The organism is Pseudomonas sp. WS 5010, assembly GCF_012985565.1.
Classification (GTDB): Bacteria; Pseudomonadota; Gammaproteobacteria; order Pseudomonadales; family Pseudomonadaceae; genus Aquipseudomonas.
Window position 1 is genome coordinate 110,065 of the sequence record NZ_JAAQWQ010000005.1, and the last position, 21,041, is coordinate 131,105.

Annotated in this window: 23 protein-coding genes and 1 riboswitch; of the genes, 18 read left to right on the forward strand and 5 right to left on the reverse strand. The window is 60.5% G+C overall.

What is annotated here, in order from left to right:
• Positions 1–7: 7 nt before the first annotated feature.
• Complete coding sequence (locus HBO11_RS17305; protein ID WP_169955222.1) at positions 8–745, forward strand: class I SAM-dependent methyltransferase; 738 nt, start codon at positions 8–10, stop codon at positions 743–745.
• A 48-nt stretch (positions 746–793) separates the two neighbouring features.
• Here HBO11_RS17305 and HBO11_RS17310 read toward each other — a convergent pair whose 3' ends face one another.
• Together HBO11_RS17310 and HBO11_RS17315 are read right to left on the reverse strand one after the other, a co-directional pair.
• A complete protein-coding gene (locus tag HBO11_RS17310) occupies positions 794–1,054 on the reverse strand; it encodes a hypothetical protein (RefSeq protein ID WP_169955223.1) in 261 nt (86 codons plus the stop codon).
• Positions 1,055–1,106: 52 nt separating this feature from the next.
• Positions 1,107–1,445 (reverse strand): hypothetical protein, encoded by a 339-nt coding sequence (locus HBO11_RS17315; protein ID WP_057439593.1) that lies wholly within the window; start codon positions 1,443–1,445, stop codon positions 1,107–1,109.
• 390 nt (positions 1,446–1,835) lie between these two features.
• Between HBO11_RS17315 and HBO11_RS17320 the strand changes: the two genes are divergently transcribed.
• Both HBO11_RS17320 and HBO11_RS17325 read left to right on the forward strand, forming a co-directional pair.
• Positions 1,836–2,315 carry a GNAT family N-acetyltransferase gene (locus HBO11_RS17320; protein ID WP_169955224.1) on the forward strand — a complete coding sequence of 160 codons (480 nt, stop codon included), beginning with the start codon at positions 1,836–1,838 and terminating at the stop codon, positions 2,313–2,315.
• 72 nt (positions 2,316–2,387) lie between these two features.
• Positions 2,388–3,191 carry an IclR family transcriptional regulator gene (locus HBO11_RS17325; RefSeq protein ID WP_169955225.1) on the forward strand — a complete coding sequence of 268 codons (804 nt, stop codon included), beginning with the start codon at positions 2,388–2,390 and terminating at the stop codon, positions 3,189–3,191.
• On the opposite strand, the gene HBO11_RS17330 is transcribed toward HBO11_RS17325, so the two are convergent.
• The gene (locus HBO11_RS17330; protein WP_169955226.1) at positions 3,192–4,244 is read right to left on the reverse strand and encodes an NAD(P)-dependent alcohol dehydrogenase; all 1,053 of its coding nucleotides are present in this window, start codon (positions 4,242–4,244) and stop codon (positions 3,192–3,194) included.
• 182 nt (positions 4,245–4,426) lie between these two features.
• Here HBO11_RS17330 and HBO11_RS17335 point away from each other — a divergent pair, with 182 nt between their 5' ends.
• On the forward strand, positions 4,427–5,320 hold the full coding sequence (locus HBO11_RS17335) for an AraC family transcriptional regulator (protein WP_169955227.1): 894 nt from the start codon (positions 4,427–4,429) through the stop codon (positions 5,318–5,320).
• Positions 5,321–5,435: 115 nt separating this feature from the next.
• Here the strand turns inward: HBO11_RS17335 and HBO11_RS17340 are convergent, their stop codons facing one another.
• Positions 5,436–7,100, reverse strand: a complete 1,665-nt coding sequence (locus tag HBO11_RS17340) for an electron transfer flavoprotein-ubiquinone oxidoreductase (RefSeq protein WP_169955228.1) — start codon at positions 7,098–7,100, stop codon at positions 5,436–5,438.
• Positions 7,101–7,656: 556 nt separating this feature from the next.
• Here HBO11_RS17340 and HBO11_RS17345 point away from each other — a divergent pair.
• From HBO11_RS17345 to HBO11_RS17410, 14 genes are all read left to right on the forward strand, one after another.
• Positions 7,657–8,406: an electron transfer flavoprotein subunit beta/FixA family protein gene (locus HBO11_RS17345; RefSeq protein ID WP_169955229.1), complete on the forward strand. Its 750-nt coding sequence runs from the start codon at positions 7,657–7,659 to the stop codon at positions 8,404–8,406.
• Positions 8,407–8,408: 2 nt separating this feature from the next.
• The gene (locus HBO11_RS17350; RefSeq protein ID WP_169955230.1) at positions 8,409–9,338 is read left to right on the forward strand and encodes an FAD-binding protein; all 930 of its coding nucleotides are present in this window, start codon (positions 8,409–8,411) and stop codon (positions 9,336–9,338) included.
• Positions 9,339–9,420: 82 nt separating this feature from the next.
• Complete coding sequence (locus tag HBO11_RS17355) at positions 9,421–10,236, forward strand: transporter substrate-binding domain-containing protein (protein ID WP_169955231.1); 816 nt, start codon at positions 9,421–9,423, stop codon at positions 10,234–10,236.
• Between the two features lie 9 nt (positions 10,237–10,245).
• Positions 10,246–10,602 (forward strand): DUF4398 domain-containing protein, encoded by a 357-nt coding sequence (locus HBO11_RS17360; RefSeq protein ID WP_169955232.1) that lies wholly within the window; start codon positions 10,246–10,248, stop codon positions 10,600–10,602.
• A complete protein-coding gene (locus HBO11_RS17365; RefSeq protein ID WP_169955233.1) occupies positions 10,599–11,402 on the forward strand; it encodes an OmpA family protein in 804 nt (267 codons plus the stop codon). The genes HBO11_RS17360 and HBO11_RS17365 overlap by 4 nt, the downstream gene beginning before the upstream one ends.
• A gap of 240 nt (positions 11,403–11,642) precedes the next feature.
• Positions 11,643–13,082: a PLP-dependent aminotransferase family protein gene (locus HBO11_RS17370; RefSeq protein ID WP_169955234.1), complete on the forward strand. Its 1,440-nt coding sequence runs from the start codon at positions 11,643–11,645 to the stop codon at positions 13,080–13,082.
• A gap of 104 nt (positions 13,083–13,186) precedes the next feature.
• Complete coding sequence (locus tag HBO11_RS17375) at positions 13,187–13,675, forward strand: translation initiation factor 2 (RefSeq protein ID WP_169955235.1); 489 nt, start codon at positions 13,187–13,189, stop codon at positions 13,673–13,675.
• 161 nt (positions 13,676–13,836) lie between these two features.
• Entirely contained in the window at positions 13,837–14,091 is a 255-nt protein-coding gene (locus HBO11_RS17380) for a YkgJ family cysteine cluster protein (protein ID WP_076961156.1), read from the forward strand.
• Positions 14,092–14,132: 41 nt separating this feature from the next.
• On the forward strand, positions 14,133–14,741 hold the full coding sequence (locus HBO11_RS17385) for an START domain-containing protein (RefSeq protein ID WP_169955236.1): 609 nt from the start codon (positions 14,133–14,135) through the stop codon (positions 14,739–14,741).
• A gap of 103 nt (positions 14,742–14,844) precedes the next feature.
• Positions 14,845–15,081 carry a hypothetical protein gene (locus HBO11_RS17390; RefSeq protein ID WP_262377002.1) on the forward strand — a complete coding sequence of 79 codons (237 nt, stop codon included), beginning with the start codon at positions 14,845–14,847 and terminating at the stop codon, positions 15,079–15,081.
• 211 nt (positions 15,082–15,292) lie between these two features.
• Positions 15,293–15,634 carry a ribonuclease E inhibitor RraB gene (locus HBO11_RS17395; RefSeq protein ID WP_169955238.1) on the forward strand — a complete coding sequence of 114 codons (342 nt, stop codon included), beginning with the start codon at positions 15,293–15,295 and terminating at the stop codon, positions 15,632–15,634.
• 461 nt (positions 15,635–16,095) lie between these two features.
• Positions 16,096–17,505, forward strand: a complete 1,410-nt coding sequence (locus HBO11_RS17400) for a circularly permuted type 2 ATP-grasp protein (RefSeq protein ID WP_169955239.1) — start codon at positions 16,096–16,098, stop codon at positions 17,503–17,505.
• A gap of 4 nt (positions 17,506–17,509) precedes the next feature.
• On the forward strand, positions 17,510–18,460 hold the full coding sequence (locus tag HBO11_RS17405) for an alpha-E domain-containing protein (RefSeq protein ID WP_169955240.1): 951 nt from the start codon (positions 17,510–17,512) through the stop codon (positions 18,458–18,460).
• Entirely contained in the window at positions 18,457–19,260 is an 804-nt protein-coding gene (locus tag HBO11_RS17410) for a transglutaminase family protein (protein ID WP_169955241.1), read from the forward strand. The genes HBO11_RS17405 and HBO11_RS17410 overlap by 4 nt, the downstream gene beginning before the upstream one ends.
• A gap of 66 nt (positions 19,261–19,326) precedes the next feature.
• Here HBO11_RS17410 and HBO11_RS17415 read toward each other — a convergent pair whose 3' ends face one another.
• Positions 19,327–20,640 (reverse strand): sorbosone dehydrogenase family protein, encoded by a 1,314-nt coding sequence (locus HBO11_RS17415; RefSeq protein ID WP_169955242.1) that lies wholly within the window; start codon positions 20,638–20,640, stop codon positions 19,327–19,329.
• 99 nt (positions 20,641–20,739) lie between these two features.
• Positions 20,740–20,988: riboswitch (cobalamin riboswitch) on the forward strand.
• Positions 20,989–21,041: the final 53 nt, after the last annotated feature.

The following is a 21,041-nucleotide window of genomic DNA, read 5'->3' on the forward strand; positions in this document are numbered from 1 at the left end:
TACTGGCATGACGCAGAATATCTACGATACCCCGGCCTTTTTCGCTGGCTACAGTCAAATGGGCCGCTCCCTGCAAGGGTTGGCAGGCGCGCCGGAATGGCCCGCGTTGCAGGCGTTGTTACCGCCGATGCGGGGCTTGCAGGTGGTGGACCTGGGCTGTGGTTATGGCTGGTTCAGCCGCTGGGCCCAGGAGCAGGGCGCCGAACAGGTGCTGGGGCTGGACGTCTCACAGAAGATGCTGGCGCGGGCGAAGGAAATGACGTCATCCTCGGCCATTACTTATGCCATTGCCGACCTCGAGCAACTTGATCTGCCCGGTGCTGCTTACGACTTGGCCTACAGCTCACTGGCCTTTCACTACATCGCCGACCTGCCCGGGCTGTTTGCCCGCATTCATAGGGCCTTGAAACCGGGAGTGTGGCTGGTTTTTTCCATCGAGCACCCGATCTTCATGGCACCCCGCCAGCCGGGCTGGCAGGTCGATGAGCAAGGCCGCAGAAGCTGGCCGCTGGACAGTTATCAATTGGAAGGTCCGCGGGTCACCGACTGGCTGGCCAAGGGCGTGATCAAGCAGCACCGTACCCTGGGCACTCTGCTCAACCTATTGATCAAGGCAGGCTTGAGCCTGGGCCATATTGAAGAATGGGGCCCGAGTGCCGCGGACCTTGTGGCCCGGCCTGAGTTGGCGGAGGAGCTGGAGCGGCCGATGATGTTGCTGGTGGCTGCGCAACGCCCAACGCTGTAGGCAATGCCTGGCGAGGGGCGACGCAGCCTCGCCAGGGCTCGACAGCCGCTACGGTTGGCTTTCCAGCTTGCGGGCGGCGTCCACACCAGAGGCCGTCAGTTTGATCGGCAGGTGCAGCGCGTGTTCGCCGGCCTCGTTGCAGGTCACATGGCCTTCCTTGATCAGTCCACGGTCCTGAAGGGTGGCCAGGGTGCTGGCCACGACTTTTTCGCCCCGGTAGTTATCCAGCACCTCCTTACCCAAACCATTCGGGTGCGCGTGCAGCAGGCGGGTGAGGACTTCTTTCTCCAGGTTTTTATCGACGTTCATGCATACCTCTCAGGGTCAGTGGTGGGGTAGTGTTCGTCTGTCGGCCAAGGGGTCAAGGTTGTTTCGGCGCGCCGGGCAGGTTGTCATCGTTGCCGCTTGGGGCGGCATTCTTGCCGGGGCCGATCTTGCCGTTCTCCACATCGGTACCCAGGCCCTGGCGGTTGCCGTCATTGCCTTGGGTGCGTGGATCGGCACCGTTCTGGATGATGGCTCCGCCATTGGTATCCAGGCCGGTGCCCATGGAGTCTTTGCTCTCTTGGGTGGCAGGGTTGGGCGGGCTGCCAATCGGGTCGGTCTTGCCGGTGGAAGGGTCGGACGCGGCGAAGCTGCCCAGGGAAACCGCAGACAGCAAACCGGCGAGGGCGAGGGCAGTCACTTTGGAAGTATTCATGGTGGAGCCTCCATAGAAATAAAGTCCTTACCTTAGGTTGGTCCGCCCGCTCATATTGTTGGTGCCTGGATCACGACGAACGGTGTCAGCTCACCTGTAAGATTTTGTGTTTCGAAGCCCGGCGCCAGATCAGGCGCGCCAGCGTAATCAGCCAATTGAGCAACGCGATGCAGAGTTTTCCGCCAACGGGAGCAGTGGGGGGGCATGGGCAAACCTGGGCGTCTGTTGGATTTATGGCGGACTTTTTACCACGCGCGACTGCACCATTTGTTCTGCGGTTACGGGTGCCAACATTGCTGCAGTTATGGAGTAACTGCGTGCATAAAACCCTGCAAACGGTTATCAAAGGGCCTTAGTATGTGTCCTTTATTTTTAGCCGCAGGCCTGTTCATGACCATCGAGATTCGTCCCGCCGTGCCCAGCGATGCTGCGCAGATCCTGACCTTCATCACCGAGCTGGCCGAATACGAAAAAGCTCGCCACGAAGTGATCGCCGGCGTGGTGGACATCGAACGCAGCCTGTTCAGCGAAGGCGCTACCGCCCATGGCCTGATCTGCCTGCGTGACGGCTTGCCGATCGGGTTTGCGGTGTTCTTCTTCAGCTATTCCACCTGGCTGGGCAGCAACTGCCTGTACCTGGAAGACCTGTACATCAACCCGGAACAGCGCGGCGGCGGGGCGGGCAAGAAGTTGCTGCGCCACCTGGCAAAGATCGCCTACGACAATGGCTGTGGGCGCTTCGAATGGAGCGTTCTGGACTGGAACGAGCCGGCCATTGCCTTCTACAAATCCATCGGCGCCCAACCCCAGGAAGAATGGGTGCGCTACCGCATGGAAGGCGATGCGTTGCGTGAGTTTGCCCAGGGCTGAGATCGGCCCTGTCTTGCGGCCCGGCATTTGCCATAATGGCCGCCGCTTTCGCATTTCTAGATAGGCCCAAACATGCAGGAAAACCCAGCGATCCCCGCCAAAGACCCCGCGCCCACCGGCACCCAGACCTTGCTGCGCGGCCTGGGCGTGGTGCAGGCGGTGGCGGCGGGTGCGCGGGATCTTAAGGAGATTGCCCGGCGCATCGGGACCACCCGCAGCACCACGCATCGCCTGGCTAGTTGCCTGGTGGACGAGCGTTACCTGCGGGTGGTGCCGCAAGTCGGTTACCTGTTGGGGCCCAAGCTGATCGAGTTGGGGTTCCAGGCGCGGGAAGAACTGCCGCTGGTGACGCTGGCGATACCCTATCTGGATGAACTGTCGGCGCTGACCGGCGACACCATCCACCTGGCGATCCGTGAGTACGACGAGGTGCTGTACCTGCACAAGAATCCTGGGCGCAATGGCCCGGAAATGCGTTCCCGCGTCGGTCACCGCATGCCCCTGGCGCGCACCGGGATCGGCAAGGCCTTGCTGCTCGATGACACGCCAGAAGAATGGCAGCGCCTGTATCAGGCCAGCTTGCCGATAGGCGGGAAAAACCTGCACTGGCCGCAGCACCCGGAGCAATCCTGGGAGCAGTTCGAGCAGCGCATGAAAGAGTATGTGGCGGGTGGCTATGCCTTCGACCTGGAAGACAACGAGCCGTCGATCCGCTGCGTGGCCGCACCCGTGCGCGATGCCAGCCGACGGATTATCGCCGGCATCAGCATCGCCAGTACGGTGCCCTACATGCCGCTGGAAAAAATGGCCGAGCTGATTCCTGTGGTCAAACAGGTCGCGGCCCGGCTGTCAGCGGAGTTGGGGGCCAAGGCCTGATCAGGCCTTCAAGGTGGCCATGTCGATCACGAAACGGTATTTCACGTCGCCGGCAATCATGCGCGCAAAGGCTTCGTTGATCTGACGGATATCGAGCATTTCGATGTCGCAGGTAATGCCGTGCTCGGCGCAGAAATCCAGGACTTCCTGGGTTTCGGCAATGCCGCCGATCAGCGAGCCGGCCAGGACTTTACGACCCAAGACCAGCTTGGCGGCATTGACCGGCGGGTCGACCGGTTCGATCAGGCCCACCAGGATATGCACGCCATCAAAACGCAGGACATCGAGGTAGGGGTTCAGATCGTGCTGCACCGGGATGGTGTCCAGCAGGAAGTCGAAACTGCCGGCTGCGGCCTTCATCTGCTCGGCATCGGTGGACACGATCACATGATCAGCGCCTTGGCGACGGCCTTCCTCGGCCTTGCTCGCCGAGCGGGTGAACAGCGTGACTTCGGCGCCCATGGCCTTGGCAAACTTGATGCCCATATGGCCCAGGCCACCCATGCCGAGAATCCCGACTTTGTCGCCGGCCTTGACCCCGTAGTGCTTGAGCGGCGAGTAGGTGGTGATGCCCGCGCAGAGGAGCGGTGCGGCGCTGGCCAGGTCGAGCTTGGCCGGAATCTTCACCACGAAGTGTTCGCTGACCACGATGCTGTCGGAGTAGCCGCCCATGGTGTTGCTGCCGTCCACGCGATCCGGGGTGGCGTAGGTCATGGTCGGGCCTTCGAGGCAGTATTGCTCCAGGTCTGATTTGCACGCTTGGCAGTGGCGGCACGAATCCACCATGCAGCCCACGCCGACCAGGTCGCCAACCTTATGGGCGGTGACGCTGGCGCCGACAGCAGTGACCTTGCCGACAATCTCGTGGCCCGGCATCAATGGGTACACGGCGATACCCCATTCGTTGCGCGCCTGGTGGATGTCGGAGTGGCAGACGCCGCAGTACAGGATTTCGATTGCCACGTCATCGGCGCGCGGGCTGCGACGCTCGAAGGACATGGGGGCGAGGGGAGTGGTGGCCGACTGGGCGGCGTAGCCGATGGCGGTGTACATGGTGAAAACCTCGCAAAAGCTTGGGCGGGAGAGGTGGCGAATTCTGCGCGTGGACCCTGTGGGCGAACATGGCAAATGCTCCGAGTCTCATGCCTATTCGTCCGGGAGTGCCCGTGGATTGGATTCATTGGCCGCCAGACCTGCGATGATGTTCCTATCCCTTTTTCGCGAAGTTTTTTGCCATGTTGTTGACCCGCCATCTCGATGCCAACGCTGCGCTGGTTTCCTTGATTGAGGGGCTTACGCCCTGCGACGGTTTCTCCCCGACCCATCTGGCGGGCGTGAAGGTGCTGCGCGCCAGTTGCGACGTGGCGCGCGGGCCGCAGATCTATGAGCCGAGCCTGATGTTCGTGGCCCAGGGCAGCAAGCTCGCCTACCTGGGGCCGCGTACCCTGGAATACGGCGCCGGGCATTACCTGATCCAGGCGATGCCGGTGCCGTTCGAGTGCGAGACGTTTGCCATGGCCGCCGACGCCCCGCTGTATGGCGTTACCGTAGGTATTGATCGGGTGGTGCTGGGTGAATTGGTGATGGCCATGGGCATGCAGGCCGGCCCGCCGCCGGCGGCGCAGACCCTGGAGTCGATGAGCTCGGTGGTGCTCGATGATGCGATGCGTGGTTGCGTCGAGCGACTGTTGCAGTGTCTGCACGATCCACTGGAAGCCCGGATCATGGGGCCGGCACGAGTGCGGGAATTATTGTTCAGCGCCTTGCGCGGGCCACAGGCCGATGTGCTGCGGGCGCTGGTGGAACAGCAGGGGCAGTTCTCGCGGATTGCCACCTCATTGAATCACCTGCATGCCCATTACGCCGAACCGCTGAACATCGAGACCCTGGCCGGTTATGCGCATATGAGTGCGTCGACATTCCATGAACACTTCAAGCGCTGCACCTTGTTGTCGCCGGTGCAGTACCTCAAGCGCTTGCGCCTGCTCAAGGCCCAGCAGTTGTTGCTGGCACAAGGCATGGGGGTAGCGCAGGCGGCGCATAACGTGGGGTATCAGAGTACGTCGCAGTTCAGTCGGGAATATAAGCGCTATTTCCTGCGCAACCCTGGTGAAGAACGAGCGGCATAAATCCCGGAGATACCTCTATCCAAATGTGGGAGCGAGCAAGCCCGCTCCCACATTAGATTTGTGTCGGCCATAAAAAAGGCTCTCCAGTGGAGAGCCTCACGTTCAAGCAGATGGCTTACATATTCGGGTAAGTCGGCCCACCCGCGCCTTCCGGCGTAACCCACGTGATGTTCTGCGAAGGGTCCTTGATGTCGCAGGTCTTGCAGTGCACGCAGTTCTGGGCGTTGATCTGGAAGCGTTTCTCACCGTCTTCCTGGGTGATCACTTCGTACACGCCAGCCGGGCAGTAGCGTTGCGCCGGCTCATCGTAGAGCGGCAGGTTGGTGCCGATGGGGATGCTCGGGTCCTTGAGCTTCAAGTGGCACGGCTGCTCTTCTTCATGGTTGGTGCTGGAGAGGAACACCGAGCTCAGCTTGTCGAAGCTCAGCTTGCCGTCGGGCTTGGGGTAATCGATCTTCTGGCTGTCCTTGGCCAGCTTGAGGCAAGCGTAGTCCGGCTTGGTGTCGTGCAGGGTGAACGGCATTTTGCCGCCGAGGATGTTCTGGTCGAACCAGTTGAAGCCGGCACCGATGATCGGGCCGAACTTGTGCATCGCCGGGCCGAAGTTACGGGTGGCAAACAGTTCTTCGTAGAGCCAGCTGGCTTTGAAGCTGTCGACGTAGGCGGTCAGTTCATCGCCGCCTTCGGACTCGGCGAACAGGCGATCAGCCACCGCATCTGCAGCGAGCATGCCGGACTTCATCGCGGTGTGGCTGCCCTTGATCTTGGCCACGTTCATCGTGCCCAGGTCGCAACCGATCAGGGCGCCGCCCTTGAATACCATCTTCGGCAGCGAGTTGATGCCGCCCTTGGCCAGGGCGCGCGCGCCGTAGCTGATGCGCTTGCCGCCTTCCAGGTACTGGGCCAGCACCGGGTGATGCTTGAGGCGCTGGAACTCATCGAACGGCGACAGGAAGGTGTTGCTGTAGGACAGGTCGACGATCAGGCCTACCACCACCTGGTTGTTTTCCAGGTGATAGAGGAACGAGCCACCGGTGTTCTCGTTGCTCATGATGTCCAGCGGCCAGCCGGCGGTGTGGACCACCAGGCCTGGTTGATGCTTGGCCGGGTCGATTTCCCAGATTTCCTTGAGACCGATGCCGTAGTGCTGCACGTCGGCGTCGCTGTCCAGGTTGAAGCGCTGGATCAGTTGCTTGCCCAAGTGCCCACGGCAGCCTTCGGCGAACAGTGTGTATTTGCCGCGCAGTTCCATGCCGGGGGTGTACAGGCCTTCCTTTGGGTGGCCTTCACGGTCGACGCCGAGGTCGCCGGTGATGATCCCGCGCACTACGCCGTTTTCGTCGAACAGTACTTCCTGGGCCGCGAAGCCCGGGTAAATTTCCACGCCCAGGTTCTCTGCCTGCTGGGCCAGCCAGCGGCACAAGTTGCCCAGGGAGATGATGTAGTTGCCTTCGTTGTGCATGGTCTTGGGCACAAAGAAGTCTGGAACCTTGGTGGAGCTGTCGCTGCTGCGCAGTACATAGATGTCGTCGCGCACCACCGGGGTGTTGAGCGGGGCGCCCAGTTCTTTCCAGTCCGGGAACAATTCATTCAGGGCGCGCGGTTCAAACACGGCACCGGACAGGATATGTGCACCGACTTCGGAGCCTTTTTCGACCACGCAGACGCTGATTTCCTTACCGGCTTCGGCGGCCTTCTGCTTCAGTCGGCAGGCGGCAGACAGGCCCGACGGCCCTGCGCCGACGATGACCACGTCGAATTCCATGTATTCGCGTTCCACAGGCTATCTCCTACTCAAGGCTCAACAGTTTTTTTTCTAATGGGTGGAGGTTCGGTGTTTTATCTGTCGTCTTCTGCGCCAATTTCTTACAAAGGGGCAGGGGACGACCCACCTTTCTCTCTAGGTGGCGCATTATATCTACACCACTCTCAGCGTCCAATACAAACGTTTGTTTGAATTGCCCGCGAGCTAGGTAAATCAAAGCAACGCGGCTTATATCTGACCATTTTGCTGTATTGACCGGAAAAGGTGTTCCGGTCAATATACGGTCGGTTTTGCGCTTCTCGTAGGCGGACTGCCGGTTTCAAGGCCACGTCCAAAGACAAGGCAATGCTCTTACAGGTTGACGCGCACGTAATGCTGGCGCGCAGTTTACACGTTGCGACGATGAATGACTTGTCAGTCACCGCTGACGAACGGTCTTTATTATTGAGTACGTGCAACGTCACCTGTCATGACGGCCTGCGTTTTTAGAGGTGCCCTTGTGCGCCGTTGAGCATCTACCGCCAGGTTTATCCGGGCGGCTTCCTTTTCACCGGAGAGTAACGAGGAATCCATGAAGGTTCTTGTAGCTGTCAAACGCGTTGTCGATTACAACGTGAAAGTTCGCGTCAAGGCGGACAATTCCGGCGTCGATCTGGCTAACGTCAAAATGTCGATGAACCCCTTCTGCGAAATCGCCGTGGAAGAAGCCGTACGCCTGAAAGAAAAAGGTGTTGCGACTGAAATCGTCGTCGTTTCCATCGGTCCGACCACTGCTCAAGAGCAGCTGCGTACCGCCCTGGCGCTGGGTGCCGATCGCGCCGTTCTCGTCGAATCCGCTGAAGACCTGACCTCGCTGGCCGTTGCCAAGCTGCTCAAGGCCGTTGTCGACAAGGAACAGCCGCAGCTGGTGATCCTCGGCAAACAAGCCATCGACAGCGACAACAACCAGACTGGCCAGATGCTGGCTGCACTGACCGGTTACGGCCAGGGCACCTTCGCCTCGAAAGTCGAAGTGTCTGGCGACAGCGTTGCCGTGACCCGTGAGATCGATGGCGGCGCGCAGACCGTTTCTCTGAAACTGCCGGCCATCGTCACCACCGACCTGCGTTTGAACGAGCCGCGTTATGCGTCCCTGCCAAACATCATGAAAGCCAAGAAGAAGCCGCTTGAAGTGCTGACTCCGGATGCTTTGGGCGTTTCCACCGCCTCCACCAACAAGACCGTCAAAGTTGAAGCGCCAGCTGCACGCAGCGCGGGTATCAAGGTCAAGTCGGTGGCTGAACTGGTCGAGAAACTGAAAAACGAAGCGAAGGTGATCTGATCATGACTATCCTCGTAATCGCCGAACACGATAACAAGGTGCTGGCCCCGGCCACCCTGAACACCGTTGCCGCTGCTGCGAAAATCGGTGGTGATATCCACGTCCTGGTCGCCGGCCAGAACGTGGGTGCCGTGGCTGAAGCCGCCGCGAAAATTGCTGGCGTGAGCAAAGTACTGGCCGCCGACAACGCTGCCTACGCGCATCAGTTGCCGGAAAACGTTGCGCCACTGGTTGCAGAACTGGGCGCTGGCTACAGCCACATCCTGGCTGCCGCTACCTCTAACGGCAAAAACATCCTGCCGCGCGTTGCTGCGCAGTTGGACGTTGACCAGATCTCCGAGATCGTTTCGGTCGAAAGCGCCGACACCTTCAAGCGCCCGATCTACGCCGGTAACGCCATTGCCACCGTGCAATCGACCGCCGCCATCAAAGTGATCACCGTGCGCGCCACCGGTTTCGACCCGGTTGCAGCTGAAGGTGGTTCGGCTGCCGTTGAAGCGGTGGCTGCTGTCCACAACGCTGGCACTTCCAGCTTTGTTGGCGAAGAGCTGGCCAAGTCGGATCGTCCTGAGCTGACCGCTGCCAAGATCGTCGTTTCCGGCGGGCGTGGCATGCAGAACGGTGACAACTTCAAGCACCTGTATGCCCTGGCCGACAAGCTGGGCGCTGCGGTCGGCGCCTCCCGCGCGGCCGTCGATGCAGGTTTTGTACCCAACGACATGCAGGTCGGCCAGACCGGCAAAATTGTTGCGCCACAGCTGTACATCGCGGTCGGTATCTCCGGCGCGATCCAGCACTTGGCCGGTATGAAAGACTCCAAAGTGATCGTTGCGATCAACAAGGACGAAGAAGCACCGATCTTCCAGGTGGCTGATTACGGCCTGGTTGCGGACTTGTTCGAAGCTGTACCTGAGTTGGAGAAGCTGGTCTAAACCAGCCGCTTCACTTATAAAGAGCCCGGTCTTATGACCGGGCTTTTTTTTGCACGCAACTATTTGATCGGGAAACCACGCCATGGAACTGCGCCGCTGGACTGTACTGCTGGGCCTGTCACTGCTGCCGACCTTGTCTATCGCGGCCGGCAAATGCGAGCGCCTGGTCGTGACCGGCAGCCCGGATGCGCCGCCCTATCTGTGGCGCGACCCGCAAGCCCCCACCCACCTGATCGGCGCCAACGCCGATGTGTTGCAGCAAGTGGCCAAGGACCTGGGACTGAAAATCGACCTGCTATACGGCGGCAAGCGTTCCCTGGCCCTTGAAGAAGTGCGCAGCGGGCGCATGGACATGTTGGTCGATGCGCCTTTGAGTGTCAGCGAACTGGAGACCCTGGACTACATCCACCCGGCGCTGATGCAGGCCGATTATCGGGTGTGGACCCGCGTTGACTCGCCCCTGGTCTATACCAGCGCAGCCGACCTGCATGGCCACAAGGGCGCAGTCTCGGAGCGGGCGCGCCTGTCCCCTGAATTTGAAGCCTTTGCCAGCGAACACCTGACCCTGGAACGCCTGCCAACCGTGACCCCGGCCTTGCAGAAACTGCTGCTGGGCGAAGTGGACTACGTGCTGGCCGGACGTTACTCCGGCATGGCCATGGCCCAGACCCTGGGCATGAGCAAAGACCTGCTGGCCCGGGAACTGCCGATTGACCAGCCGGGGCTGTTCCTGGCGATTTCCCACAACTCGGCCTGCAATGATCCGTGGTTGCGCGGACAGCTCGCCAAAAAGATGACAGAATTGGCCGCGTCCGGTCTGACGGAAGCCGCGTTGCAGCGCAATATCGAACGCTGGAAGACGCAGTTGCAGCAACCCGTCGGTACCCCAACAAAGTAGGGATTTTTAGTGACTATTCGACCTCTTTTCGCCGCCCTCGCCGTAGTAACGCTGGCGGGCTGTGCCGCAGATCCTGCGCCGAATGAGCAAATGCGCCTGACCCAGCAAGCCTTGGAGCAAGCCGCCGCCGTGGGGGCCGTGGCTGACGACGTGCCCGAGTTGAAACTCGCCGAGACGAAGCTGGCCCAGGCCAAGGCCGACATGGCTGACCAATCCTACAAGGATGCCCGCATGCAGGCTGAACAGGCCGAACTGGATGCCCGCCTGGCGGAGGCGCGGGTGCTGACGCAAAAGAGTCAGGAACAGTTGAATGTCCTCGAGACCCGTATCACCCGCCTGCGCAAACAGCTGGGAGATGCCCAATGATCCGTCTGACATGTGGGCTGCTGTTGAGCAGCGTGGTGCTCGCCGGCTGTGCCAGCCACCCCAATAGCGATATCGCGTTGCAGCAGGCTGGCAGCGACTTCCAGAAGGTCAAGGAAGACTCCAACGTGCTGCGCATCGCGCCCAAGGACGTGATCCGCGCCGGTGAATCCCTGGCCCGCGCCGATCGCCTGTCCAGCTACTGGGGCAGCGGTGGCGACGTGGTGCATTACGCCTACCTGAGCCAGCGCTACAGCGCGATTGCCCGCGAGCATACCGAGTTGGTGCTCAACGAAGAGCGTGCGGCCAAGCTCGAACTGGAGCGCCAACGTCTGCAATTGGCGCTGCGCGAGGCCAAGTTGTTGAGCGTGCAGCAACAGGGCAAGTGGCTCGAAGAGCAAATTGCCAGCCTGACCACCACCCAGACCGATCGCGGCCTGGTGATGACCCTGGGCGACGTGTTGTTCGATACCGGCCAGGCCGAACTGAAAAACTCGGCTAACCGTACAGTGCTGAAGATCGTGCAATTCCTGCAACTGAACCCCAAGCGGGTAGTGCGGATCGAGGGCTACACCGACAGTACCGGCGGCGAGCAGGAAAACCTCAAACTGTCCCGCGACCGGGCGCAGGCCGTGGCGGATGTACTGGTTGACCTGGGCATTGATGACAAACGCATCCAGGTAGAAGGTTATGGCGATCAGTATCCGGTGGAAGTGAATGCTTCCGAACGGGGGCGTGCGCAGAACCGACGTGTGGAAATCGTCTTTTCCGACGACAAGGGCCAGCTCGGCGCTGCGCGCTGAATCTCAGTTCTTGTGGGAGCTGGCAAGCCAGCTCCCCCAGGGAATATGCCGTGTGTCTCGCCCCGCAACCCGATCCTCGATCGGGTTTTTCATGCCTGCAATTGCCTTCTCAACCCATACAGTTTTTTCTATCACTGGCGCCCATCCTCGACTATTGTGGCAACTGTCCCCGTACACTTCTAAACTGTGCCGGTATGTTTCACACAAAAATAAAATACCCGTGAAATCGAGTGCTGCGTCATGACCAATCTCTTGCTTTACCAACGTATCGCCCAGCAATTGGCTGAGGATATCCGGCGCGGTGTCTATCAGCCGGGTGAGCGCGTGCCTTCGGTGCGCAAGATGAGCTCCCAGCTCAATGTCAGTCATGCCACGGTGTTGCAGGCCTACGCCAATCTCGAGGACCAGGGGTTGATCCGCGCGCGCCCGCAGTCCGGGTATTACGTGCACCAGACCCCGGCCCTGACCGCACCAACGCCGGATATCGCGCGGGTCGAGCGCCCGGGCCTGGTCACCCGCAGCAGTATCATTCAACAGGTATTGGTCGAGTCCCGGCGCGAAGGGGTGTTCCCGCTCGGCGCCGCCGTGCCCAGTGTCGACTACCTGCCGGTGCGCGCACTGCACCAGCAACTGGCCAAGGTCACGCGCTTCCAGAGCCCGCGGGCGTTCAGCTATATGTTCAGCCCAGGCTTTGAGCCGCTGCGACGCCAGGTCGCGATCCGCATGCGCGATGCCGGCGTGGTGGTCGACCCGTCCGAGGTGGTGATCACCCACGGGTGTGTTGACGCATTGCAGATGTCCCTGCGGGTGCTGACCCGTCCCGGCGACCTGATCGCCGCTGAGTCCCCCACCTATTACGGCCTGTTGCAACTGGCGGATCTGCTCGGCCTCAAGGTCATCGAAATCCCCAGCGACCCCGCCACCGGCATGAGCCTGGAAGCCCTGCAACTGGCGGCCAACCAATGGTCGATCAAGGCCCTGGTGCTGACCACGCGCCTGAGCAATCCCCTGGGCGGCACCATGCCGGAAGAACGGCAGAAACAGTTGCTGCGCCTGGCCTCGGATTTCGATATCCAGATCGTCGAAGACGATATCTACGGCGAATTGATGTTCGAGCTGGGCCGCACCAAGGCCCTCAAGGCCTATGACCGCCTGGACCGGGTGATTTATTGCTCCAGCTTCTCCAAGACCCTGTCCCCCGGCGTGCGTATCGGCTGGATGATTGCCGGCAAGTACCAGCAAGAGCTCCAGCGCCTGCAGATGTTCAGCACGCATTCGGCGTGCAGCGTGACGCAGATGGGCGTGGCGGCGTACCTGGAGAATGGCGGCTACGACCGGCACCTGCGTTACATTCGCCAGGAGTACCGCAAGAACCTCAGCGCCTTCCAATTGGCGGTGCAGCAGTATTTCCCGGAGGGCACGCAGATGAGCCGGCCGACCGGTGGTTTTATCCTGTGGGTCAGCCTGCCGGGTCGGGTCAATACCCAGGAGCTGCACGTGCGCGCCCTGCAACAGGGCATCAGCATTGCGCCGGGGCTGATCTTCAGCAATACGGAACAGTTCAACCACTGTATTCGGCTCAATTGCGGCACACCCTGGAATCGTGAAGCCGAGCGCGCCTTGATGACCCTGGGGATGCTGGCCAACCAGTTGTGCCAGGAGGCAGCGGGCGGTTTTTGAAGCGCCAAAACGGGGCCTGAACGGTAGCTGGCTAATCACCGCGCTTGTCATGCCGCGCTCAACAAGCGAGCATATGGCCTTCTGCCGTTAATGCTGTTGGCGATATGACCTCTATTTTTCCTGCCGCGCTGTTGATCTGTCTGGCGAGCCTGTGCAACGCCACTTCTGTAGTGGCAGCGCCTGCCAGTGCGCCAGTTGTGCTGGCAGCTGCCGAACAAAAGCCGGCGCCGGCGAAAAAAACAGTCCAGGCGAAAAAAGCCGCCCCGGTTAAAAAATCCGCCAAGGAAAAAAAGCGCGCACCTATCGCCAGCAAGTCCAAGTCAGCCCGTGAAGTGGCCCAGACCAAGCTACCACCGGCGAAACTGGACCTCAGCCTGCCCCAGGAAATGGTCCGACATCTGCAGCCCCTTGGCACTATGCCGCAGCCCAAGAACGTGCCGTTGTTGCCGCCGATGTTTGGCGAGAAACCGGTCGATAACAGCGCATTCCAGATTAACGGACGCCTGCTGAGCAACGAAATGCAGTTGCAAATGCGCAATGAGGAGCGGCGCGATGTAGAAGGCGCAGCCCTGGATTTTGAATTCAAGAATTAATCTTTCCCGCCAAAGTGACCTGAGCCACTGACCTTCTGTCGCAGACTGGTCGGTCACTTTTGTTTTCTTTGAAAAACCTCTGTTAGACCATTTTAAAACGGATGTTTTAGGGCGTACTCTAGCCCGGCCATCAACACTTTGTCGTCGAGGACCTGCTGGTCATGAAATGCCGTGAAGGCTGTGGCGCCTGCTGTATCGCCCCTTCCATCAGTTCGCCGCTGCCCGGTATGCCCAATGGCAAACCCGCGGGCGAACGCTGCCTGCATCTGTCGGTCGAACAGCTGTGCCAACTGTTTGGCCAGCCTGAGCGGCCCGCGGTGTGCGGTGCCTTTGCGGCGGATCTTGAGGTCTGTGGTAGTAGCCAGGAAGAAGCGATCAGGTTGATCGGCTGGTGGGAGCAGATGACGGCGGCTTAGTGGGCTTTAATGTCAGAACTTCAACAATAAGGAATACAACAATGGGTTCGCTGAAACGAATGGCTGTGTTGTGCGGTTTTACGGTGTTGTTTGCAGCTACTGCACAGGCAGAAGAGTGGCAGGTTGCCAAGGATGAGGAAGGTATCAAGGTTGCCTTGAGTGAAGTGGCCGGCTCCAAATACAAGGCGTATCGCGGCGTTACCGTGATCAAGGCGCCATTGGCCAAGATCCAGGCCCTACAGGACGATGTCGTCGGCGCCTGTAAGTGGATTCACGAATGCAAGTCGCAGAAGCTGCTCAAGAAGGAAGGTGACAAGAGCTGGACCTACACCCAGTTCAAGGCCCCGTTCCCGGTGACCGATCGTGACTCGATCCTGGAGATCACCACCACCCAGGCCGCCGATGGCAGCGTGACCCGCAAACTGCTGGAAGTGCCGACCTATCTGCCGGAAGAGAAAGGCTATGTGCGCGTGGCCCAGGTCGAAGGCTTCTGGAAATTGGTGCCCAAAGGCGCCGACCAGACCGAAGTGACCTACCAGGTTCACACCGAGCCAGGTGGCAGCGTGCCTTCCTGGTTGGCCAACAAGTTTGTGGTTGAAGCGCCTTTCAACACCTTGAAAGCCCTCAAGGCAGCGGCCGAGAAGCCGTAAGCCCAACCGATCATATGCCTCCTGCCTTGAGTGGAACGATCACCGTGCCCTCAAGGTCCAGATATGTGTAAGCCCATCCATGGGCTTTATCGAGGAGGCACTGATGCAAAACTGGCAAGTTACCTTCGTTGACGATCACGGCGTGCAATCGGTAGAGCTGTTCGCCTGTGCGCAAAAGCCCAGCCTCGAAGATGCGGCGCAGATGATTCGCGCCAAATTGCTGCCCATCCCCGCCAAACTGGACCTCAATGACCTGGATGGCCGGATCGCCGAACCGACGGTCAAGAGCTTGAAGGACCAGAACAGTATCCAGATCCTCGACATTTCTCCCGCCGCCTGAATATTCCCTGTACGTCTTTAAAGCGCTGCTGGTGGAGGTGATAGCTTCGCGCTACTCTGCAAGGGAGATCAGCGAATGAATCGCTAAGGTCTGGTCTTGTCAGCTACATGCTTGTTTTCCTGCGGCGATGTCATTGCCGTCAACCTGCGCCGTTCGCGCGCAGGCTCTGGGAAGCACGGAAAGTCTATCCATCGGTTTAGGAGGACGTTTCATGAGCACAGCCTATCAAGAAGACATCAGCACCCACGTGTTACGCCGCATGAAAGAGGGCGGCTTTGACTTCTCGCGCTTCCACCCCATTGAGTTCTACGCCATTTTCCCGGATGAGGAACGTGCGCGCCGGGCTGCGGGTCGGTTTCGTGGGGAGTCGATCAATGCCCAGGTCAGTGCACGGGATGACGGTGCCTGGTTCTTGGAATTGAGCAAAGTCATGTTCGCCACCTACGACGGTATTGGTGATTTCGAGCAGGACTTTGAGGCGGTAGTCGAGCCCTTGGGCGGGATTATCGAGGGATGGGGCGTGAAGCACGAGGTTCGTCGGTTACCCATGTAGACACATGATCAATAAAGCAGCGTATCGGCTGACCCTCGGGTCGGCCGATTTTGTTTGTGGCGCGGCAAAGTACTTGGAACTTATTGCGAAAATTCCTCCACAAAAAAAAGCCACCCGAGCAGGGTGGCTAAAAGGGAAGACCGGAAAGAAGGGGAACCGGTCGGTACTTGCACAAGCAAATTACCGGCGGTGACGAGGTGATGCTGTAGGACGAATCCTGTTCAGCGGATGAGCGTGATTATCCGCAAGCTTTCCCGGGCAGTGAAATCAACTCTGGCTATGCTGGTGATAGGCAATGACTGCGTCGCTTTGAAGCGCGAGTGGCAAGGCCCGGGCGGTTGTTGCACCAGGACGGTGCGGTGCTGCCTTTGGCTATATCCAACTAATTGATACTTAAGTGTTTATGCCGCTGGCACGGGCCTTGCGACAGTCCGTTGCGTCCGGGTGACAAGGAGTTCGGCATGATCCGCACTTATTACGATGAAATGTACGATGAGGCTGGCCAGGTCCGCCCTCACTATCGCGAGTTTGCCCGCTGGCTGGATCAAACCCCTGCCGAGCTGCTGGCCCAGCGTCGGCGTGAAGCCGATTTGCTGTTCCACCGCGCGGGTATCACCTTCACCCTGTACGGCGACGAGCAGGGCACCGAGCGCCTGATCCCCTTCGATACCATCCCGCGCAGCATTCCCGCCAGCGAATGGCGAATTGTCGAACGAGGCTGCATTCAACGGGTCAAGGCATTGAACCTGTTCCTTGCCGACCTTTATCACGACCAACGAATTATCAAGGCCGGGATCATTCCTGCCGAGCAAGTGCTGGCCAATGAGCAATACCAGTTGGCGATGCAGGGCTTGGACCTGCACCGCGATATTTATTCCCACGTCTCGGGTGTCGACCTCGTACGGGATGGCGACGGCACGTACTACGTGCTGGAAGACAACCTGCGCACCCCCAGCGGCGTGAGCTATATGCTCGAAGACCGCAAGATGATGATGCGCCTGTTCCCCGAACTGTTCGCCGCCCAGCGCATCGCGCCGATCGATCATTACCCCAACCTGCTGCTCGATACCCTGAAAAGCTCCAGCCCACTGGATAACCCCAGCGTGGTGGTGCTGACGCCGGGGCGCTTCAACAGCGCGTTCTTCGAGCACGCGTTCCTCGCCCGGGAAATGGGTGTGGAGTTGGTGGAAGGCGCTGACCTGTTTGTGCGCGACGACCGCGTATTCATGCGCACCACCGACGGGCCCAAGGCTGTGGACGTGATCTACCGGCGCCTCGACGATGCCTACCTCGACCCGCTGGCCTTCAACCCGGAATCGATGCTTGGTGTGCCCGGCCTGCTGGCCGCCTATCGCTCGGGCAATGTGGTGCTGGCCAATGCCATTGGCACCGGGGTGGCGGATGACAAGTCGGTGTATCCCTTCGTCACCGACATGATCCGTTTTTACTTGGATGAAGAGCCGATCCTGAAGAATGTTCCGACGTTCCAGTGCCGTAAGCCTGACGAACTGTCTCACGTGCTGGCGAACCTACCGGAGTTGGTGGTCAAGGAGACCCAGGGCTCCGGTGGCTACGGCATGTTGGTCGGCCCGGCTGCCACGGCTGCGGAGATCGAAGCCTTTCGTGCGCGGATCAAGGCCAAGCCCCATGCCTACATCGCCCAGCCGACCCTGTGTCTGTCGACGTGCCCGACCTTTGTCGAAAACGGTATAGCGCCCCGGCATATCGACCTGCGGCCGTTCGTCCTGTCCGGCAAGGAAACCCGTGTGGTGCCCGGCGGGCTGACCCGTGTGGCGCTGCGGGAGGGTTCGTTGGTGGTCAACTCATCCCAGGGTGGCGGCACTAAAGACACCTGGGTGGTCGAGGAATGAAACCATGCTGAGCAGAACTGCCTCGGATTTATATTGGATGTCGCGCTACCTGGAGCGCGCGGAAAACCTCGCGCGCATGCTGGATGTCAGTTATTCGCTGTCGCTGATGCCCCAGGATGGGCGCGGCGATGGCCTGCACGAACTGGCCATGCCCCTGCTGATCACCGGCACCCTGGACGACTATCACGCGCGTCACGGCGAGTTGCATGCCGAGCGTTTGTTGCACTTCTTTGCCCTGGATGCCGCCAACCCGGCGAGCATCTACAGTTGCCTGGGCGCCGCGCGCGCCAGTGCCCATGCCGTGCGTGGGCGAATTACTGCGGACATGTGGGAAAACATCAACGCCACCTGGCTGGATATTCGCGTCATCGCCCAGGAGGGCCTGAGCCGCTATGGCATGAGCCGTTTCTGCGAATGGGTCAAGGAACGTTCCCACCTGTTTCGTGGCGCCACCTACGGCACCATCATGCGCAACGACGCTTTTCGCTTTATTCGCCTGGGTACCTTTATCGAAAGGGCCGACAACACCCTGCGCCTGTTGGACGCCCGCTACGAGATGGCCGGCGACCAGGCCGACGTGGTGATTGATGGCACCGCCCACGCCTATTACCAATGGAGTGCGCTATTGCGGGCCTTGTCGTCCTTCGAGGCCTACACCGAGATCTATCGTGATGCGCCCGGCGCCCGGCAGGTGGCCGAACTGTTGCTGCTGCGTGCCGATGTGCCGCGTTCCCTGCGCGCGTGCAGCGAAGAAATCGACCAGATCCTCGCCAGTCTGCCTGGCATCAACGGCCGCCCGGCCCAGCGCCTGGCCGCCGAAATGGACGCGCGCCTGCGCTTTACCGCCATTGACGAAATCCTTGAAGAAGGCCTGCACGCCTGGCTGACCGACTTCATCCCGCTGGTACGCCAGTTGGGTAACGCTATTCATCATTCCTACCTGGAGGCGGCATGAGACTTTCCATCAGCCACGAAACTACCTACCGCTATGAAGACCAGGTGCGTGCCAGCATCCAATACCTGCGCCTGACCCCTCACGACAGCGAGCGTCAGCATGTGCTCAGTTGGCAGCTGGATCTGCCGCGTCCGGTGCGGGCCCAGTTGGACCCATTCGGCAATATCCTGCATGTGCTGACCCTGGATGAGCCCCACGAATCGATCGTCATCGGCGCCCGAGGCCAAGTGGACATTGACGAGTGGCGCGAGGCCGAGCACGACAGCCAGTCGCCATTTCCTTTCCAGCGTTGCACGCGCCTGACTGAGCCGGACGAGGCCCTGCGCGCCTTTGCCCAGCAGCACTGCGGTAAACGCCGGGATCGCAATGCCTTGATCGATCTGATGCACGCTCTCAACCAGCATATCGCCTACGTGCCGGGGGCCACGCAAGTGGAAACCTGCGCGGCCGAGGCGTTCGCCGGGCGTGCCGGGGTTTGCCAGGATCACGCCCATGCATTCCTGGCCTGCGCGCGCAGCCTGGGGATCGCCACGCGGTATGTGTCGGGGTATTTGTATAGCGAGGACAGCGAGCACTTGGCCAGCCATGCCTGGGCCGAAGCCTGGCTGGATGACGCCTGGTACAGCTTCGATGTGACCAACCAACTGGCCCGCCCGGAGCGGCATCTGAAACTGGCGGTGGGCCTGGATTACCTCGATGCGTGCCCGGTGCGCGGCATGCGCCGTGGTGGCGGGCACGAGCAGATGCATGCCAGGGTATTTGTGGCGCCGAGCCCGGTGATCCTGGTGCAGCAGCAATAACCCCGCACCCCCTTGCCGGCGATGAGCCCAGAATGATCCTCATCGTCGGCAAACCGGCATCAGGTGCTATTTAGCGGCTGACACCCGCCACACCTTATTCCCCACATCATCGGCTACCAGCAAGCCGCCTTGCTGGTCGATCACCACGCCCACCGGCCGGCCCATGGCTTTCTCATCACTGTTGAGGAACCCGGTCAGCACATCCACCGGTGCGCCGTTGGGCTTGCCCCCCGCAAATGGCACAAAGATTACCTTGTAACCACTGTGCGGCTTGCGATTCCACGAGCCGTGCTGGCCAATAAACGCGCCATGGGCAAATTGTGCCGGCAGCGTGTTGCCTTCAGCAAAGGTCAGGCCCAACGATGCGGTGTGTGGCCCGACGGCATAGTCCGGGGCAATGGCCTTGGCCACCAGGTCCGGATCCTGCGGCGTGACCCGTACATCCACATGTTGGCCGTAGTAGCTGAACGGCCAGCCGTAAAAGCCACCGTCCTGGACCGAGGTGATGTAGTCCGGCACCAGGTCGCTGCCGATTTCATCGCGCTCGTTGACCGCCGTCCATAGCTTGCCGCTTTGTGGCTCCCACGCCATGCCATTGGGGTTGCGCAGCCCGGAAGCAAAAATCCGCTGCTTGGCGCTGGCCCGGTCGACTTCCCAGATCGCCGCGCGGCCCTGTTCGGCTTCCAGGCCGTTTTCACCGACGTTGCTGTTGGAACCCACGCTCACATACAACTTGCTGCCGTCCTTGCTGGCCACCACGTTTTTCGTCCAGTGGTGGTTGAGCGGGCCGCCCGGCAGGTCGATGACCTTGGTGCCCTGGGCCTTGATCGCGGTTTCCCCCGGTTGATAGGGAAAGCGCAGCAGCTTGTCCGAGTCGGCCACGTACAGGTCGTTGCCCACCAGGGTCATGCCAAACGGCGAGTTGAGGTTTTCCAGGAACACCGTGCGGGTTTCTGCCACGCCGTCATGGTCGGCATCGCGCAGCAGGGTGATGCGGTTCGGGCTGGGTACGCCGGCCCCGGCACGGCCCATGACCTTTTCCATGACCCAGCCGCGAATGCCCTTGGAGTCATCCGGCTTGGGCGGCGCGTTGGTCTCGGCCACCAGCACGTCGCCGTTGGGCAATACATACAACCAGCGCGGGTGGTCCAGGCCTTCGGCGAAGGCGCCGACCTGGGTGCCCGCAGCCGCGGTCGGCTTGGCGCCATCGGGCCAGCCAATGGCCGGGGCGATGTTGACGGTGGGGATCAGGGTTTTGTTCGGTTCCGGCAGCTTGGGCGACGGCCCGGTGCCATCGGAGACTTGCAAGGTTGAGCTTTCGCCACAGGCAGCGAGTGCGCCTGCGGCCATGATCAGTACGGCGAGTCGGGTCTTGTGCATGTTTTTCTCCTCAATGCTTGTAGTCATAGAGGTACGGTGCGCGGCGATGGTTCAAGTGCATGGCCGGCTTTAATTGACGCTGTACCCCCAACCCACTAACCTTCGCCGCTTGTTTCAGGTGCTCTGTGACGTACCCGTCGACCGAGTGAAACAGGGAAGCCGGTGAGTGCGCGCACTTTTCTACAGTGCGGCCACGATCCCGGCGCTGCCCCCGCAACGGTAAATGAGTCAAGACGCTGCTTTTGCCACTGTATCGCCTGCGATATGGGAAGGCGCATCGTCGGCTCGCCCTGCTCAACAGGGCGCCACTCATGAGCCCGGAGACCGGCCTGATCCATCCAACAGCATCACGGTGGGCGATGCTTGGCTTCATTTAAGTGGTCTTTTCCTGCCCGCCGTTT